Origin of the sequence: Afipia carboxidovorans OM5, assembly GCF_000218565.1 — a bacterium.
GTDB lineage: Bacteria > Pseudomonadota > Alphaproteobacteria > Rhizobiales > Xanthobacteraceae > Afipia > Afipia carboxidovorans.
This window is the reverse complement of record NC_015684.1, coordinates 2,904,135-2,919,034: the sequence shown is the minus strand read 5'-3', so window position 1 is coordinate 2,919,034 and position 14,900 is coordinate 2,904,135. Positions and strand designations below refer to the sequence as shown.

Annotated in this window: 12 protein-coding genes and 1 other RNA gene; 10 read left to right on the top strand and 3 right to left on the bottom strand. The window is 64.9% G+C overall.

The annotated features are described in order from the left end of the window. The first annotated feature begins 17 nt into the window (after positions 1 to 17). On the top strand, positions 18 to 1,604 hold the full coding sequence (locus tag OCA5_RS13795) for a DHA2 family efflux MFS transporter permease subunit (RefSeq protein WP_012562392.1): 1,587 nt from the start codon (positions 18 to 20) through the stop codon (positions 1,602 to 1,604). An 87-nt stretch (positions 1,605 to 1,691) separates the two neighbouring features. On the opposite strand, the gene rnpB is transcribed toward OCA5_RS13795, so the two are convergent. Together rnpB and OCA5_RS13790 are read right to left on the bottom strand one after the other, a co-directional pair. Beyond that, an RNA gene (gene rnpB, locus OCA5_RS18545) (RNase P RNA component class A) lies at positions 1,692 to 2,116 on the bottom strand. 94 nt (positions 2,117 to 2,210) lie between these two features. Further along, entirely contained in the window at positions 2,211 to 3,005 is a 795-nt protein-coding gene (locus tag OCA5_RS13790; protein ID WP_041559639.1) for an N-acetylmuramoyl-L-alanine amidase, read from the bottom strand. A 497-nt stretch (positions 3,006 to 3,502) separates the two neighbouring features. On the opposite strand from OCA5_RS13790, the gene rsmH reads away from it, so the two are divergent. The 6 genes from rsmH to mraY are packed head-to-tail and all read left to right on the top strand — an operon-like array spanning position 3,503 to position 10,661. Next, a complete protein-coding gene (gene rsmH, locus OCA5_RS13785; protein ID WP_012562395.1) occupies positions 3,503 to 4,504 on the top strand; it encodes a 16S rRNA (cytosine(1402)-N(4))-methyltransferase RsmH in 1,002 nt (333 codons plus the stop codon). Beyond that, positions 4,501 to 4,899 carry a cell division protein FtsL gene (gene ftsL / locus OCA5_RS13780; RefSeq protein ID WP_012562396.1) on the top strand — a complete coding sequence of 133 codons (399 nt, stop codon included), beginning with the start codon at positions 4,501 to 4,503 and terminating at the stop codon, positions 4,897 to 4,899. The genes rsmH and ftsL overlap by 4 nt, the downstream gene beginning before the upstream one ends. After that, positions 4,896 to 6,641, top strand: a complete 1,746-nt coding sequence (locus OCA5_RS13775) for a peptidoglycan D,D-transpeptidase FtsI family protein (protein ID WP_012562397.1) — start codon at positions 4,896 to 4,898, stop codon at positions 6,639 to 6,641. The genes ftsL and OCA5_RS13775 overlap by 4 nt, the downstream gene beginning before the upstream one ends. A 49-nt stretch (positions 6,642 to 6,690) precedes the next feature. Beyond that, a complete protein-coding gene (locus OCA5_RS13770; RefSeq protein ID WP_012562398.1) occupies positions 6,691 to 8,133 on the top strand; it encodes a UDP-N-acetylmuramoyl-L-alanyl-D-glutamate--2,6-diaminopimelate ligase in 1,443 nt (480 codons plus the stop codon). Next, positions 8,130 to 9,566 (top strand): UDP-N-acetylmuramoylalanyl-D-glutamyl-2,6-diaminopimelate--D-alanyl-D-alanine ligase, encoded by a 1,437-nt coding sequence (locus OCA5_RS13765; RefSeq protein WP_012562399.1) that lies wholly within the window; start codon positions 8,130 to 8,132, stop codon positions 9,564 to 9,566. The genes OCA5_RS13770 and OCA5_RS13765 overlap by 4 nt, the downstream gene beginning before the upstream one ends. 9 nt (positions 9,567 to 9,575) lie before the next feature. Further along, on the top strand, positions 9,576 to 10,661 hold the full coding sequence (mraY, locus tag OCA5_RS13760) for a phospho-N-acetylmuramoyl-pentapeptide-transferase (protein WP_012562400.1): 1,086 nt from the start codon (positions 9,576 to 9,578) through the stop codon (positions 10,659 to 10,661). 40 nt (positions 10,662 to 10,701) lie between these two features. On the opposite strand, the gene OCA5_RS18885 is transcribed toward mraY, so the two are convergent. Continuing rightward, positions 10,702 to 11,037 (bottom strand): GIY-YIG nuclease family protein, encoded by a 336-nt coding sequence (locus OCA5_RS18885; RefSeq protein WP_013913286.1) that lies wholly within the window; start codon positions 11,035 to 11,037, stop codon positions 10,702 to 10,704. Positions 11,038 to 11,051: 14 nt separating this feature from the next. Here OCA5_RS18885 and murD point away from each other — a divergent pair, with 14 nt between their 5' ends. From murD to murG, 3 genes are all read left to right on the top strand, one after another. Then, on the top strand, positions 11,052 to 12,449 hold the full coding sequence (gene murD, locus OCA5_RS13750) for a UDP-N-acetylmuramoyl-L-alanine--D-glutamate ligase (protein WP_012562402.1): 1,398 nt from the start codon (positions 11,052 to 11,054) through the stop codon (positions 12,447 to 12,449). 77 nt (positions 12,450 to 12,526) lie between these two features. Continuing rightward, the gene (ftsW, locus tag OCA5_RS13745; RefSeq protein ID WP_012562403.1) at positions 12,527 to 13,678 is read left to right on the top strand and encodes a putative lipid II flippase FtsW; all 1,152 of its coding nucleotides are present in this window, start codon (positions 12,527 to 12,529) and stop codon (positions 13,676 to 13,678) included. 25 nt (positions 13,679 to 13,703) lie between these two features. Next, complete coding sequence (gene murG / locus OCA5_RS13740; protein WP_013913285.1) at positions 13,704 to 14,807, top strand: undecaprenyldiphospho-muramoylpentapeptide beta-N-acetylglucosaminyltransferase; 1,104 nt, start codon at positions 13,704 to 13,706, stop codon at positions 14,805 to 14,807. Positions 14,808 to 14,900 lie beyond the last annotated feature (93 nt).

The following is a 14,900-nucleotide window of genomic DNA, read 5'->3' as shown; positions in this document are numbered from 1 at the left end:
GGTCGCGGAGCCCGCGCATGAGCGCTGCATCCGGCACACTCGGTTCGTCGTCCGCCGCTGAACCCGCATCGGAGACCGTTCCGGCGCGGCGGATGATCGCGTTCCTGATCATGATCTTCGGCATGTTCATGTCGATCCTGGATATCCAGATCGTCTCGGCATCGCTGTCGGAGATTCAGGCGGGCCTCTCGGCATCGGCGACCGAAGTGTCGTGGGTGCAGACCGCCTATCTGATCGCCGAAGTGATCGCGATTCCGCTGTCGGGCTTCCTGTCGCGCGCATTCGGCACCCGGCTTCTGTTCGCGATCTCGGCGGCGGGCTTCACCGCGTCGAGCTTCATGTGCGGCCTGACGTCGAACATCGATCAGATGATCCTGTGGCGCGCGGTGCAGGGCTTCCTCGGCGCGGGCATGATCCCGACCGTGTTCGCCTCGGCCTACACCGTGTTTCCGCGCAGCAAGATGTCGATCGTGACGCCGGCGATCGGTCTGGTGGCGACGCTCGCGCCGACTATCGGTCCCACGGTCGGCGGCTACATCACCGATATCTCCTCGTGGCACTGGCTGTTCTTCATCAACGTGCTGCCCGGCATCGGCATCACGCTCGGCGTGCTCGCGCTGGTGGATTTCGACAAGCCGAATTTCGCACTGCTCGATCACTTCGACTGGTTCGGCTTCGCGGCGATGGCGGGCTTTCTCGGCTCGCTCGAATATGTGCTGGAGGAGGGACCGCAATATCAGTGGTTCGAGGACGAGTCGGTGGCGATCATGGGCGTCGTCTGCGCCGTCTCGACCGTGGCGTTCTTCTATCGCGTGCTGACCGCGAAGGAGCCGATCGTCGATATCCGCGCTTTCGCCAACCGCAATTTCGCGATCGGCAGCATCTTTTCGTTCTGCGTCGGCATCGGCCTCTACGGCATGACCTACATCTATCCGCGCTATCTCGCGGAAATCCGCGGCTACAATCCGCTGATGATCGGCGAGACCATGTTCGTCTCGGGCCTTGCGATGTTTCTGGCCGCGCCCATCGTCGGGCGCATGACCACCAAGGTCGATCCGCGCTACATGATCGGCGCCGGGCTTCTGATCTTCGCGCTCAGCACCTGGCAGATGACGTGGATCACCTCGCAGTACGATTTCTACGAATTGGTGTGGCCGCAGATCTTCCGCGGGATCGGCATCATGCTGGCGATGATTCCGGTGAACAATATCGCGCTCGGCACGCTGCCGCCGGAGCGGATGAAGAACGCGTCCGGCCTGTTCAATCTCACCCGCAACCTCGGCGGCGCGGTCGGCCTTGCGCTCATCAACACGGTACTGAACGATCGCACCGACCTTCACATCTCGCGTCTGCATGACGTGGTGAACTGGGGCAACGCCAGCGCTGTTGAAATGTTGAATTCGCTGACGCAGCGTTTCCAGGGGCAGGGCGATGCGCAACTGATGGCACTCAAGGTGCTGTGGCAGCGCGTGCACCAGCAGGCGGCGGTGATGGGCTATGCGGACGCGTTCTATCTGCTGACGATCTTCTATATCGGCCTGAGCGTGCTCGTTATCGTCGTGAAGCGGCCGCAGCCCGGCGCCGGGGCCGCCGAGGCGCATTGAGATGCGCAAAATAGAGATGCAGAAATGGCGAAGGGTCCGGCAATTGCGCCGGACCCCTCATGTGTCATCGCGGCGAGCCGCGATGCGGATGTCAGCCAGCCTGTAAGCCGGGTTCTGGAGGGCCTGCACGGTTCGCACCATGCAGACGTGACGGCCATTCCTCTGGGACGCGGATTGCTGCGCGCCTCAAGCAACCTACCCGGACGGCGGGTCCGACATGACCCCGCGGGGTTATCGTCCGAAGACGAACTTTCCGCTGTGCCGTCCCTATTCGGTTTTGCTCCCGGTGGGGTTTGCCATGCCGCCTCCGTTGCCGGAGACGCGGTGCGCTCTTACCGCACCTTTTCACCCTTACCGAGCCACCCTTGCGGGGGCGTGGCGGTTCGTTCTCTGTGGCACTTTCCCTGAAGTCGCCTTCGCCGGATGTTATCCGGCACCGTATGTCGATGGAGCCCGGACTTTCCTCCCTTGCGACCTTTCGATCCTGCAAGAGCGGCCGTCCGGCCGACTGACGGGATTGAGATGACGGTTTCGCCTGCCAACGTCAAGGCGCGGCGGCAAAATCCGTCAGGGGCATTCGGGCGGCGAGTGCAGGCGGGAGGGAGATCAGAACGACGCGGTGGCGGGCGCGCTCTGGTCCTGTTCGGACGACAGCGTCTCGAGCAGATTGCGCAGCGTCGTCAGCGTCGACTGATCGGCGATGCCATCGACCCGTTCGGGACGGAAGTGGCGCTGGAACGCCGCGACCCCATCCATGGTGACGCCGTCATACTGGCCGGTCGGCAGCACCGGATAGCCGTAGCGGATCAGCGCGCGCTGCAGCGACATGATCTCCTCGCTGGCAGTGCCGAGGAGCTTGCGGTCGCCGTTCATGATCGGCGCGGGCTCGACGAAATGCCCGACGCCGGAATCGGCGAGCAACCGCCACGGGAACTTCTCGCCCGGGTCTTTCCGCCGCGCGGGCGCGACGTCGGCATGGCCGAGCACGCGATGCTTCGGCACCTTCCGCCGCAGCATGATGCCCTTGCAGAGCGCGATCACCGCCGCGACCTGCCGTAAGGGAAAATCCGGATAGCCGAGATCGTGGCCGGGATTGACGATCTGGATGCCGATCGAGGCGGAGTTGATGTCGTTGTCGCCGTTCCACGAAGCCGAACCGGCATGCCAGGCGCGGTCGTTCTCGCGCACGCACTGAATGATGTTGCCGTCTTCCATCACGACGTAATGGGCGGAGGTTTCGGTGCCGGCGGTGCAAAGTTTTTTCAGCGCGCCGGCCGCGCTCGACATGCCCGTATAGTGCAGCACGATCATGTCGGGCTGGCGGTTTGCCTTGCGCTCGTTGAAATTCGGAGACGGCCGGACGTCGGAAACGACGGAGGAATCCGGGGTGAAGCTTGGCATGTCGACTTGCTGTCCGGGTAGAGACGGCAGCCGCTCGCGGCGAGAAGCGAATCCAGTGGACGCGAACGACTGAAGCGACATGATGTGACAACCAAACGAGGCAAGAGCGCGACCGGGGTCGCGGAACCCTCACTATCGCGCCCCGGTGCTGCGCGGGGCAATCGCAGGCCCGACTTATCCACATGACGGAGCCGACGCGTCACGCGCGGGCTCCAGAGTCGTCTCATGCGAAGATCGGCGGGCGCATCCGGCCGCATCAACCATTCCTTAACGATAATTACCGCTACTGAAGGGTGAAGAACCGCGCCTCTTTTGTATCGATTGCGGTTCCCCCGGTGCGCCCGATCCATGCTCGACCCACGCCATCCCAACGGAGCCTCGCTCACGACGCCTCTCCGGAGCGGGTCGCGGATAGGCGAGCGGTCGGACAGGCTATCGCGCACGCGCATGGAAATGCAGGCGGCGCAGAATCGTTGTCTCCGGGTGAGGAGCGCGGCATGAGCGCAGCCGTTTCCCGCCATATCTCGGTGCTCGGACGCGAGGCGGTGGAGTTTCTCGCGCCACGCGCGGGGGGCATCTATGTCGACGCGACCTTCGGCGCGGGCGGCTATTCGCGGCGCATTCTCGCTGTGGCCGGTGCGCGCGTGATCGGCATCGACCGCGACCGCACGGCAATCGCCGAGGCGTTCGATCTCGTGGAGCAGGCGGAAGGCCGCCTCACGCTGGTGCAGGACCGCTTCTCGCAGCTTGATGAAGTCTGCGCGTCGCAGAACGCCCCGCAGGTCGACGGCATCGTGATGGATATCGGCGTGTCGTCGATGCAGCTTGACCGCGCCGAGCGCGGCTTCTCGTTCCGTCAGGACGGTCCGCTCGACATGCGGATGGGGCAGGAGGGCGCGAGCGCGGCCGATGTGGTCGCCGTGGCCTCTGAAAAGGACCTCGCCAACATCATTTATATCTTCGGTGAGGAGCGCCACTCGCGCGCGGTGGCGCGTGCGATCGTCAGGGCGCGGCAGGAGAAGCCGATCCTCACCACGAAGGTGCTCGCGGATATCGTCGCAAGCGTGGTGCATACGCGGCCGAACGACATTCACCCCGCGACGCGGACGTTTCAGGCGCTGCGCATCTTCGTCAATGAAGAGCTCGACGAATTGCAGAGCGCGCTGCACGCCTCCGAGCGCACGTTGAAGCCGGGCGGGCGGCTTGTCGTGGTGACGTTCCATTCGCTGGAAGATCGCATCGTCAAGAATTTCATCAACGCGCGCGCCAGTCGCGGCGGTGGTTCACGCCACATGCCGGATGTCGAGCGCACCGCGCCGAGCTTCGAGATCCTGACCAAGCGTCCGGTGGTCGCTGACGAGAACGAGATTGCCGCCAATCCGCGCGCACGTTCGGCGAAACTGCGCGCGGCCGAGCGTACCGCCAATGCTTCGCACGATGCGGATACCAGCTTCGACTGGCCGACGCTTCGCACTGTCATGAAGGGGGGCCGCGCGTGAGGATCATCCATTTCCTCGTCATCTGCGCGCTGGTGATCTCGGCGGCTTATGTCTATCGCATCAAGCTCGATTCCACGGTGCGGACGGAGCGCGTGTTGCGGCTGCGCGCCGATATTCGCGAGGAGCGCAACAAGATCGCGCAACTGCGCGCGGAATGGGCGACGCTGTCCTCGCCCGCGCGGTTGCAGGGACTAGCTGAGCGGCACACCCAGCTTCGGCCGGTCGAGAGCCACCAGTTCGGCTCCCTGAAGAATCTGCCGTCACGGCCGCCGCGCTTCATCAAGCCGGGTGAGACCGACCCGATCGGCGCGATGATCGATGTGGTGAGCCCTGACGAGACGACAGCCTCGATTCCGGCCGCACCGGCGCCCGCTACCGGGGAGGGCGCGCAATGAACCAGACTTCGCCCGAGACCGGAAAACCGACCGAACCGTTCCGCCAGCGCCTCGTCCGCACGCTGCTCTATGGCAACGTCGATCGCTCCGCCAAGGCGCGCGCGCGCGTCGGCCTCGTGATGCTGGCGTTCACCGCCGTCTTCGCAGTGATCGCGCTGCGGCTCGTGATGTACGGCGTCGTCGGCGACAATCACGGTGCCCGCCGCGGCAGCTCGCAGGATGCGATTGCGACCGCGCGCCCGGATATTCTCGACCGCAACGGCGAAATTCTCGCGACCGACGTCAAGGCGTCCTCGCTTTATGCCGAGCCGCGCCGTCTGATCGACAAGGACGAGGCGATCGAGCTGTTGACCGCGACGTTGCCCGATCTCGATCCGGGCGAAGTGCGCGACCGTCTGTCGTCGCGCAAGGGGTTCGTCTGGCTGAAGCGTGAACTGACGCCGAAGCAGCAGCACGATGTGTTCAAGCTCGGCCTGCCGGGCGTCGGCTTCCTGCGCGAGAACAAGCGCGTCTATCCGACCGGCCGCGACGTCTCGCACCTGATCGGTATCGTCAATATCGACAATCAGGGCATCGCCGGGATGGAGAAGTGGCTCGATGGCAACGGGCTCGCCGATCTGCATCGCGCGGGCTTCGCCACCGACCGCCAGCAGCGGCCGATCGAGCTTTCCGTCGACCTGCGCGTCGAGCACGCGCTGCGCGACGAGCTTCTCAAGGCCAAAGAGAAATTTCGCGCCAAGGCGGCCTCCGGCATCGTCAGCAATGTCCGCACCGGTGAAATCGTCGCCATGGTGTCGCTGCCGGATTTTGATCCGAACAATCCGAAGGAAGCCAACGACCCCGACCGCATCAATCGCCTGACGACCGGCGTCTACGAGATGGGTTCGACCTTCAAGGCGTTTACGCTGGCGATGGCACTCGATTCCGGCAAGGCAACGCTGAATTCGATGTGGGACGCGCGCTCGGCGCTGCAGTACGGCCGCTTCCGCATTCATGACGACCATCCGCTCGGCCGCGCCATCAACACCAAGGAGGTCTTCACCTATTCCTCCAACATCGGTGCGGCGCGCATCGCGCTGTCGCAGGGCATCGAGGCGCACAAGGCGTTCCTCGGCAAGATGGGGCAACTGACGCGGCTGCGCACCGAGTTGCCGGAGAGCGCCGCGCCGCTGCTGCCGCGCCACTGGGGTGAACTCAACACCGTGACCATCGCCTTCGGCCACGGCATCGCGGTGGCGCCGCTGCAGGCGGTGATGGGCATCGATGCGCTGGTGAACGGCGGCTATCTGATCCCGCCGACCTTCCTCAAGCGCAGCGAGGAAGAGGCGATGAAACTCGCCAAGCGGGTCATCAAGAAGGAAACCAGCGACAAGATGCGTTTCCTGATGCGGCTCAACGCCGAGATCGGCACCGCACGCAAGGCCGACGTGCCGGGCTATTATATCGGCGGCAAGACCGGCACCGCCGAGAAGGTCATCAACGGCCGCTATGCCAAGAAGAAGGTGCTGAACGCCTTCACCGCGATCCTGCCGGCGGACAATCCGCGATTCCAGCTTCTCGTCATGCTGGACGAGCCGCAGGCGCTGCCCGAGACCCACGGCTTTATTACCTCCGGCTGGAATGCCGTGCCGACCGGGGGCAAGGTGATCGCGCGGATCGCGCCCTTGCTCGGTGTCGAGCCGCGCTTCGATCTGCCGCCGTCCGAGCGCCTTATTCTTGCGACATCGAAGGAGAATCGGTAAGCGGCAACGGGCCGCCGCCCGTCATCGGCCGGCATCTCATCGGAACGTCATGAAACTGCGCGATCTTCTCAGGGGTGAAGCCGCCATCGACCCGCAAGCGGCGGAGCTTGCGGTCGCGGGCGTGGCCGTGGACAGTCGTGCGGTGAAGCCGGGCGATGTGTTCTTCGCGCTCGGCGGTCACAAGACCGACGGGGCGCGCTTTATCGAAGCGGCGGTGAAGGCGGGAGCCGTCGCGGTCGTGACCGGCCATCCTCACACGGCAAGCGTGCCTGTCGTCGTCGCGGACGATCCGCGCCGCGCGCTCGCGCTGGCGGCAGCGGTCGTCTATCCGCGCCAGCCGCGCACCATCGCCGCCGTCACCGGCACCAGCGGCAAGACATCCGTTGCGGCGTTTACCCGGCAGGTGTGGGACAGTCTCGGCCATAATGCGGCGAGTCTGGGGACCATCGGCATCGTCTCGCGCCATCGCAATGTCTACGGCTCGCTGACGACGCCCGACCCGGTGGCGCTGCATCGGGCGATCGACGAACTCGCGGGCGATGGCGTGACGCATCTGGCGCTGGAGGCGTCCTCGCACGGGCTCGACCAGCATCGGCTCGACGGTGTGCGCATCACGGCCACCGCTTTCACCAATCTGTCGCGCGACCACATGGATTATCATCCGACCGTGGAGCATTACCTCGCGACCAAGCTGCGGCTGTTCACGGACCTTGCCCCCGAGGGTGCGCCGGCGGTGATCGCAGCCGACCACGAACACTCCGCCACGGTGATCGCCGCTGCACGTACGCATAAACTGAATGTCATGACGGTCGGGCGGCAGGGCGAGGGCATTCGCCTCGTCGAAGCTGCGATCGACGGTTTCGGGCAGCGCATGACGGTGGAGCATCGCGGGCAGAACTGGCGCCTGCGTCTGCCGCTGGTCGGCGAATTCCAGATCGAGAATGCGCTGGTTGCCGCTGGCCTTGTCATTTCCACGGGCGGCGATGCGGCTCAGGCGTTCGCGGCGCTCGAACATCTCGAAGGCGCGAAGGGACGACTCGAACTGGTGGGCGATCGCTTTGGCGCGCCGGTGTTCGTCGATTACGCCCACAAGCCGGATGCGCTGGTGAAGGCGCTGGAAGCGCTGCGGCCCTACGCGAAAGGCCGGCTTGTCGTGGTGTTCGGTGCGGGCGGTGACCGCGATGCGGGCAAGCGGCCGTTGATGGGCGAGATTGCCGCGCGGCATGCCGATACGGTGATCGTCACCGACGACAATCCGCGCAGCGAGGATCCCGCCGCCATTCGCGCGGCCATTCTTGAAGCAGCGCCGGGCGCGCAAAATATCGGCGATCGCGCCGAGGCGATCCGCACCGCCGTTGCCGCGCTTGCGCCCGGCGATGTGCTGCTGATCGCGGGCAAGGGCCACGAGATCGGGCAGATCGTCGGCGACAAGGTGTTGCCGTTCAGCGATCACGAAGCGGCCGCGGCCGCGCTTGCGGAGCACGCGACATGACGACGGCGCTGTGGACCACGGCTGCGATGGCGGAGGCGATGCACGCCACGCGAAGCGGCGCGCTGCCGGAGAGCATCAACGGCATTTCCATCGACAGCCGCACCATCGCGCCGGGCGAAGCTTATTTCGCCATCAAGGGCGACGTGCATGACGGCCACGCCTTCGTCGAGGCGGCACTGAAGAACGGCGGCGGCCTCGCGGTGATCGCGCAATCGCAGCGCGCGAAATTTTCCGGCGACCTGCCGCTCTTAGTGGTGCCGGATGTGCTCGCGGGCCTTGTCGATCTCGCGAAAGCCGCGCGCGCGCGGACACAGGCGAAGATCGTTGCGGTGACAGGCTCGGTCGGCAAGACCTCGACCAAGGAAGCGTTGCGCACCGTGCTGCAGGCGCAGGGCGCGACGCATGTGTCGGCGGCGTCCTTCAACAACCATTGGGGCGTGCCGCTGTCGCTCGCGCGCTGCCCCCAAGATGCGAAGTTCGCGGTGTTCGAGATCGGCATGAACCACGCAGGCGAAATCGAGCCGCTGGTGAAGCTGGTGCGCCCGCATGTCGCGATCATCACCACGGTCGAGCCGGTGCATCTCGAATTCTTTTCCGGCATCGAGGCGATTGCCGATGCCAAGGCGGAAATTTTCACCGGCCTCGAGCCGGGCGGCGCTGCGATCCTCAATCGCGACAATTCGCAGTTCGCGCGCCTTGCGGAGAGGGCGAAGGCGTGCGGCGTCGCGCGTATCGTCACGTTCGGGGAGAACGAGCACGCGGATGCACGGCTCCTCGATGTGGCGCTGCATGCCGAATGCTCGGCGGTGCATGCCGATGTGCTGGATCATGATGTCACCTACAAGGTCGGCGTCGCGGGCCGGCACATGGCGATGAACTCGCTCGCGGTGCTCGCCGCGTCCACGCTCGTGGGCGGAGACCTTGCGCTGTCGGCCCTCGCACTTGCGGCCTTCGAACCCACGGCCGGACGCGGCGTGCGGCATGCACTCGGGCTGCCGGGCGGCACGGCGACGCTGATCGACGAGAGCTACAACGCCAATCCGGCTTCGATGGCGGCGGCGATGAGCGTGCTCGGTCGCGTTGCGATCGGGCCGCAGGGGCGGCGCATCGCGGTGCTGGGCGACATGCTGGAACTCGGGCCGCAGGGGCGGGAGCTGCACCGTGGCCTCGCTGCGGCGATTACCGCCAACCGGATCGACCTCGTGTTCTGCTGTGGGCCCTTGATGCACGATCTCTGGGATGCCCTTCCCTCGGCGCGGAAGGGGGGCTATTCCGAAACTTCGGTTGGGCTCGAATCGCAGCTTGTCGCGGGCGTTCGTGCGGGCGATGCGATCATGGTGAAAGGCTCGCTCGGCTCGCGCATGAAAGTGATCGTGACCGCGCTAGAGAAGAATTTTCCGAACGGCGCGGATGCCGACGATCTCACGGTATAGGCGGATTGCATGTTTTATTGGTTGACCGAGCTCGCAGGCACGATTCCGGGCATCAACGTCTTTCGCTACATCACCTTCCGCACCGGCGGCGCGATGGTGACCGGCGCGCTGTTCGTGTTTCTGTTCGGGCCCTGGATCATCGATCACCTCCGTCTCGCGCAGGGCAAGGGCCAGCCGATCCGCGCTGACGGACCGCCGACGCATCTCATGACCAAGAAGGGCACGCCGACCATGGGCGGGCTCATGATCCTGTCCGGCCTCGTGGTGTCGACGCTGCTCTGGGCGAACCTGCACAACCCGTATGTCTGGGTGGTGCTGATGGTGACGCTCGGCTTCGGCTTCGTCGGCTTCTATGACGATTACCTGAAAGTTACCAAGCAGACCCATGCCGGTTTCTCCGGGCGGCTGCGGCTTGCGGTCGAAGGGCTGATCGCGCTGTTCGCCTGCCTCGTCATCATCTGGGCGGGGCGCGATTCCTCGGTGATGCATCTCGGCATTCCGTTCGCGAAGGATTTCGCCATCAACCTCGGCTGGTTCTATCTTGTGTTCGGCGCCTTCATCATCGTCGGTGCGGGCAACGCGGTGAACCTGACCGACGGCCTCGACGGCCTCGCCATCGTGCCGGTGATGATCGCGGCGGCGAGCTTCGGCATGATCGCCTATCTCGTCGGCAACGCGGTGTTCTCCGAATATCTGCAGATCCGTTACGTCGCGGGCACCGGCGAACTCGCTGTGCTGTGCGGCGCGGTGCTTGGCGCGGGCCTCGGCTTTCTCTGGTTCAACGCGCCTCCCGCCTCGATCTTCATGGGCGACACCGGCTCGCTGGCGCTGGGCGGCATGATCGGCAGCATCGCGGTCGCGGTGAAGCATGAGATCGTGCTCGCGGTGATCGGCGGGCTGTTTGTGTTCGAGGCGCTGTCGGTGATCGTGCAGGTTGCGTCCTTCAAGCTGACCGGCAAGCGCATCTTCCGCATGGCGCCGATCCATCATCATTACGAGCAGAAGGGCTGGACCGAGCCGCAGATTGTAATCCGCTTCTGGATCATCGCGGTGATGCTGGCGCTCGCGGGTTTGTCGACGTTGAAGCTCAGATAGTCAGCCGTCATGGCCGGGCTTGTCCCGGCCATCCACGTCTTTATATCAACGTCTCATAAAGATCATGCCATTCGGGGTTGTGGACCATGATTTTGCGGATCTTCCAGGCGCGGGGCCAGTGCTTGATATTGTGCTCTCGCTGGATCGCGGTTTGAATGTCGTCAAATTGTTCAAAATAGACGAGGCGTTTCAATCTGTGGCGTTTTGTGAAACCATCGATAAAGCCGGAGCGATGTTCGAAGACTCTGCGCACAAGATCATTTGTGACGCCAACGTAAAGAACTCCGTTGGGTTGGTTAGTCAGTATGTAGACATAACCGCCATTCGTCATACGATAATTATGAAAGGCGTGGATGGCCGGGACAAGCCCGGCCATGACGGTGCTTACCAATGATCCCCATCACTTCCTTTGCCGGTCAGACGGTGGCCGTGTTCGGCCTCGGCGGTTCGGGCGTTGCAAGCTGCCGCGCGTTGAAAGCCGGCGGGGCGGAAGTCGTTGCCGGTGACGATAGTGCCGAGCGCCTTGCGCAGGCCGCGCGGGAGGGTTTCATCACCGCCGATCTGCGTACCGTGTCGTGGGAGAATTTCGCGGCGCTCATTCTGACGCCCGGCGTGCCGCTGACGCATCCGAGGCCGCATTGGACCGTTGAGATGGCGCGTAAAGCCGGCATCGAAGTGATCGGCGATATCGAACTGTTCTGCCGCGAGCGCCGCCTTCATGCGCCGGGTGCGCCGTTCATCGCCATCACCGGCACCAACGGCAAATCGACCACCACGGCGCTCACCGCGCATCTGATGCGCGAGGCAGGCTTCGACGCGCAGATGGGCGGCAACATCGGCACCGCGATCCTGTCGCTGGCGCCGCCCGCGCCGCAGCGCGTCTATGTGATCGAGATGTCGTCGTATCAGATCGACCTTACGCCCTCGCTCGATCCGAGCGTGGGCATCCTGCTCAACGTCACCGAAGATCATATCGATCGCCACGGCAGCATCGAGCATTACGCCGAGGTGAAGGAGCGCCTTGTCGTCGGCGTGCCGCGCGGCGGCACCGCGATCGTCGGCGTCGATGACGATTTCAGCACCAAGGCGGCGCGGGCGGCGGAAGACACCGGCAAGCATGTCGTGCGTGTCTCTGTACAGCGTGCGCTGGATGACGGCGTGTTTCTCGATGGCGAGCGGATCGTACGCGGCGCGGCGGGCGGCACGGCCAAGCTCGTCGATCTGAATGGCATCGGTTCACTGCGCGGCCGTCACAATGCGCAGAACGCGGCGTGTGCGGCGAGTGCCGCGCTCGCGCTCGGTGTGCCGTTCGACGTGGTGCAGCGGGGCCTTGCGAGCTTTCCCGGCCTCGCGCATCGCATGGAGCAGGTGGGGCAGAAGGGCGAGGTGCTGTTCGTCAACGATTCCAAGGGCACCAACGCTGATGCTGCGGCGCGGGCGCTGTCGTCGTTCACTAATATTTACTGGATCGCGGGCGGCAAGCCGAAGACCGGCGGCATCGAATCCCTGCGTGAGTTCTTTCCACGTATTCGCAAGGCCTATCTGATCGGCGAAGCAGCGCAGGAGTTTTCCAGGACGCTCGAAGGCGTGCCGCAGGAAATCTCCGGTACGCTGGATGAGGCGGTGCCGCATGCCGCGCGCGATGCGGCCGCAAGCGGTGGCCATGCCGTGGTGCTGCTGTCGCCCGCCTGTGCCTCGTTCGACCAGTTTCCGAACTTCGAGGTGCGGGGCGACTATTTCCGGAAGCTCGTGCTGGCGCTCGGCGGCGTCGCGCCGGTGAAGCCGTAAAAGTTTTTACGTCTCGTTAACTCTCCCGAAACCATGATCGGCGACCAATGGCGGATAACCGCCCGGGGACTGCCGCCATGATGTCACGCGAACAACGCACGCCGCTGAGCGAGTGGTGGTGGACCGTCGACAAGCTTCTGCTTGCGGCGATGCTCGCGCTGATCATCGCAGGCGTGATCCTGTCGCTGGCCGCAAGCCCGCCGGTCGCGACCCGCATCGGTCTCGATCCGTTTCACTTCTTCAACCGCCATGTTCTGTTTCTGGTGCCTGCGATCGTGGTGATGATCGCGACATCTTTCCTGTCGCCGAAGCATGTGCGGCGCAGTGCGCTGGTCGTGCTTGTCATCAGTATGATATTGATCGTCGCGACGCTGATGTTCGGCCCCGAGGTGAAGGGCGCGCGGCGTTGGATCACCATTCTCGGCGTCAACATTCAGGCCTCGGAGGCGGCGAAGCCCGCTTTCGTCGTGGTGGTGTCGTGGCTGTTCTCGGAATCCTCGCGCCGCCCGGAAATGCCCGCGACCTCGATGGCGCTGGTGCTGCTTGCGATGCTGGTGACGCTTCTGGTGCTGGAGCCGGACTTCGGTCAGACCATGCTGGTGCTGACCGTGTGGGGTGCGCTGTTCTTCATCGCCGGCATGCGGATGATCTGGGTGCTCGGGCTCGCCGGCGTCTCGGCGGTCGGGCTGTTCACGGCGTATCTCACGGTGCCGCATGTCGCGGCGCGCATTCAGCGCTTCATGAACCCGGCCTCCGGCGACACCTTCCAGGTCGATCTCGCCGCCGAGTCGTTCATGCAGGGCGGCTGGCTCGGGCAGGGGCCGGGCGAGGGCACCGTGAAGCGGCTCTTGCCGGACAGCCATACCGACTTCGTGTTTGCAGTCGGCGCGGAGGAATTCGGCATTGTGCTGTGCCTGTCGCTGCTCGCATTGTTTGCTTTCATCGTGCTGCGCGCATTGTCGCGCGCCTATGCGAGCGAGGATCTGTTCACGCGCTTTGCCGCGTCCGGTCTCGCCATCATGTTCGGCACGCAGGCATGCATCAACATGGCGGTGAACCTGCATTTGATGCCCGCCAAGGGCATGACGCTGCCGTTCATCTCCTATGGCGGCTCGTCGATGGTCTCGCTGGCCTACGGTGTCGGCATGCTGCTGGCGCTGACGCGGCAGCGTCCGAGCGTTGAGATGGAAGCGTTCGGCGCGGCCAACGCCTCGCGCGCCTACGCGTGAGCGCACGGCGTGTTATAAGGGCGCGATGACGGAAGCCCCTCTCGTAGTGCTGGCGGCGGGCGGAACCGGCGGGCACCTGTTTCCCGCCGAGGCGCTGGGCGCTGCGCTGATGAAGCGCGGCTATCGTGTCCGCCTCATCACCGATGCGCGCGCGGTACGCTATAGCGGGCTGTTCACCAGCGACATGATCGACGTGGTGCCGAGCGAGACGGTGCGCAGCCGCAATCCGCTGTCGCTTGCGCGCACCGCCGCACTGCTCTCTGCGGGCGCGGCCAAGGCGGCGCTGCTCATTCGCAAGCTGAAGCCCGCGGCGGTGATCGGCTTTGGCGGCTACCCGACGCTGCCGCCGTTGATGGCGGCGCGCTTCCTCGGCGTGCCGACGCTCATTCACGATTCCAACGCGGTGCTCGGCCGCGCCAATCGGCTGTTGTCCTCGCGCGTCGATGCGATCGCGACCTCGCTGCCGGGCGTGCTCGACCGTGATCCGGCTCTCGCCTCCAAGACGACGACGACCGGCACGCCGATGCGCGCGAACATTCTCGCCGCCGCAGCCGTGCCATATCGTGCGCCGGAGACGACGGAGCCGTTCCGGCTGCTCGTTGTCGGCGGCAGCCAGGGCGCGCGGGTGATGTCCGACGTCGTGCCGCCCGCGATCGAGCAACTCGAGCCGGTGTTGTGGAGCCGGCTGTCGCTGGTGCAGCAGGTGCGCGAGGAAGACATGGCGCGCGTGCGTGCGATCTATACGCGGCTGAAGATCGAGGCCGAACTTGCGCCGTTCTTCGCCGATCTGCCGGCACGGCTTGCCGCGAGCCATCTCGTGGTGTCGCGTTCGGGCGCGGGCACCGTGGCGGAGTTGGCCGCCATCGGCCGGCCTTCGATTTTGGTGCCGCTGCCCGGCGCGATCGATCAGGATCAGTTCGCCAACGCGGGCGTGCTGGTGGAGGCCGGTGGTGCGATCCGCATCGCGCAATCCGATTTCTCGCCGCATCGGCTCGCGTCCGAAATCTCGGCGCTGGCAGCCGAGCCGCAGCGCCTCACCGACATGGCCGCCAACGCCCGCACGGCCGGACGGCTGGATGCCGCCGACCGGTTGGCCGATCTGGTGGAGAAGGTGGCGAAGATCGGTTGACGCTGCAGAACCGACGAAATTTGATGTTTTTCGTCATGGCAGGGCTTGTCACCTCAAGTCGGATTTTTCCGACTTGAATCTTTCAAATATCAC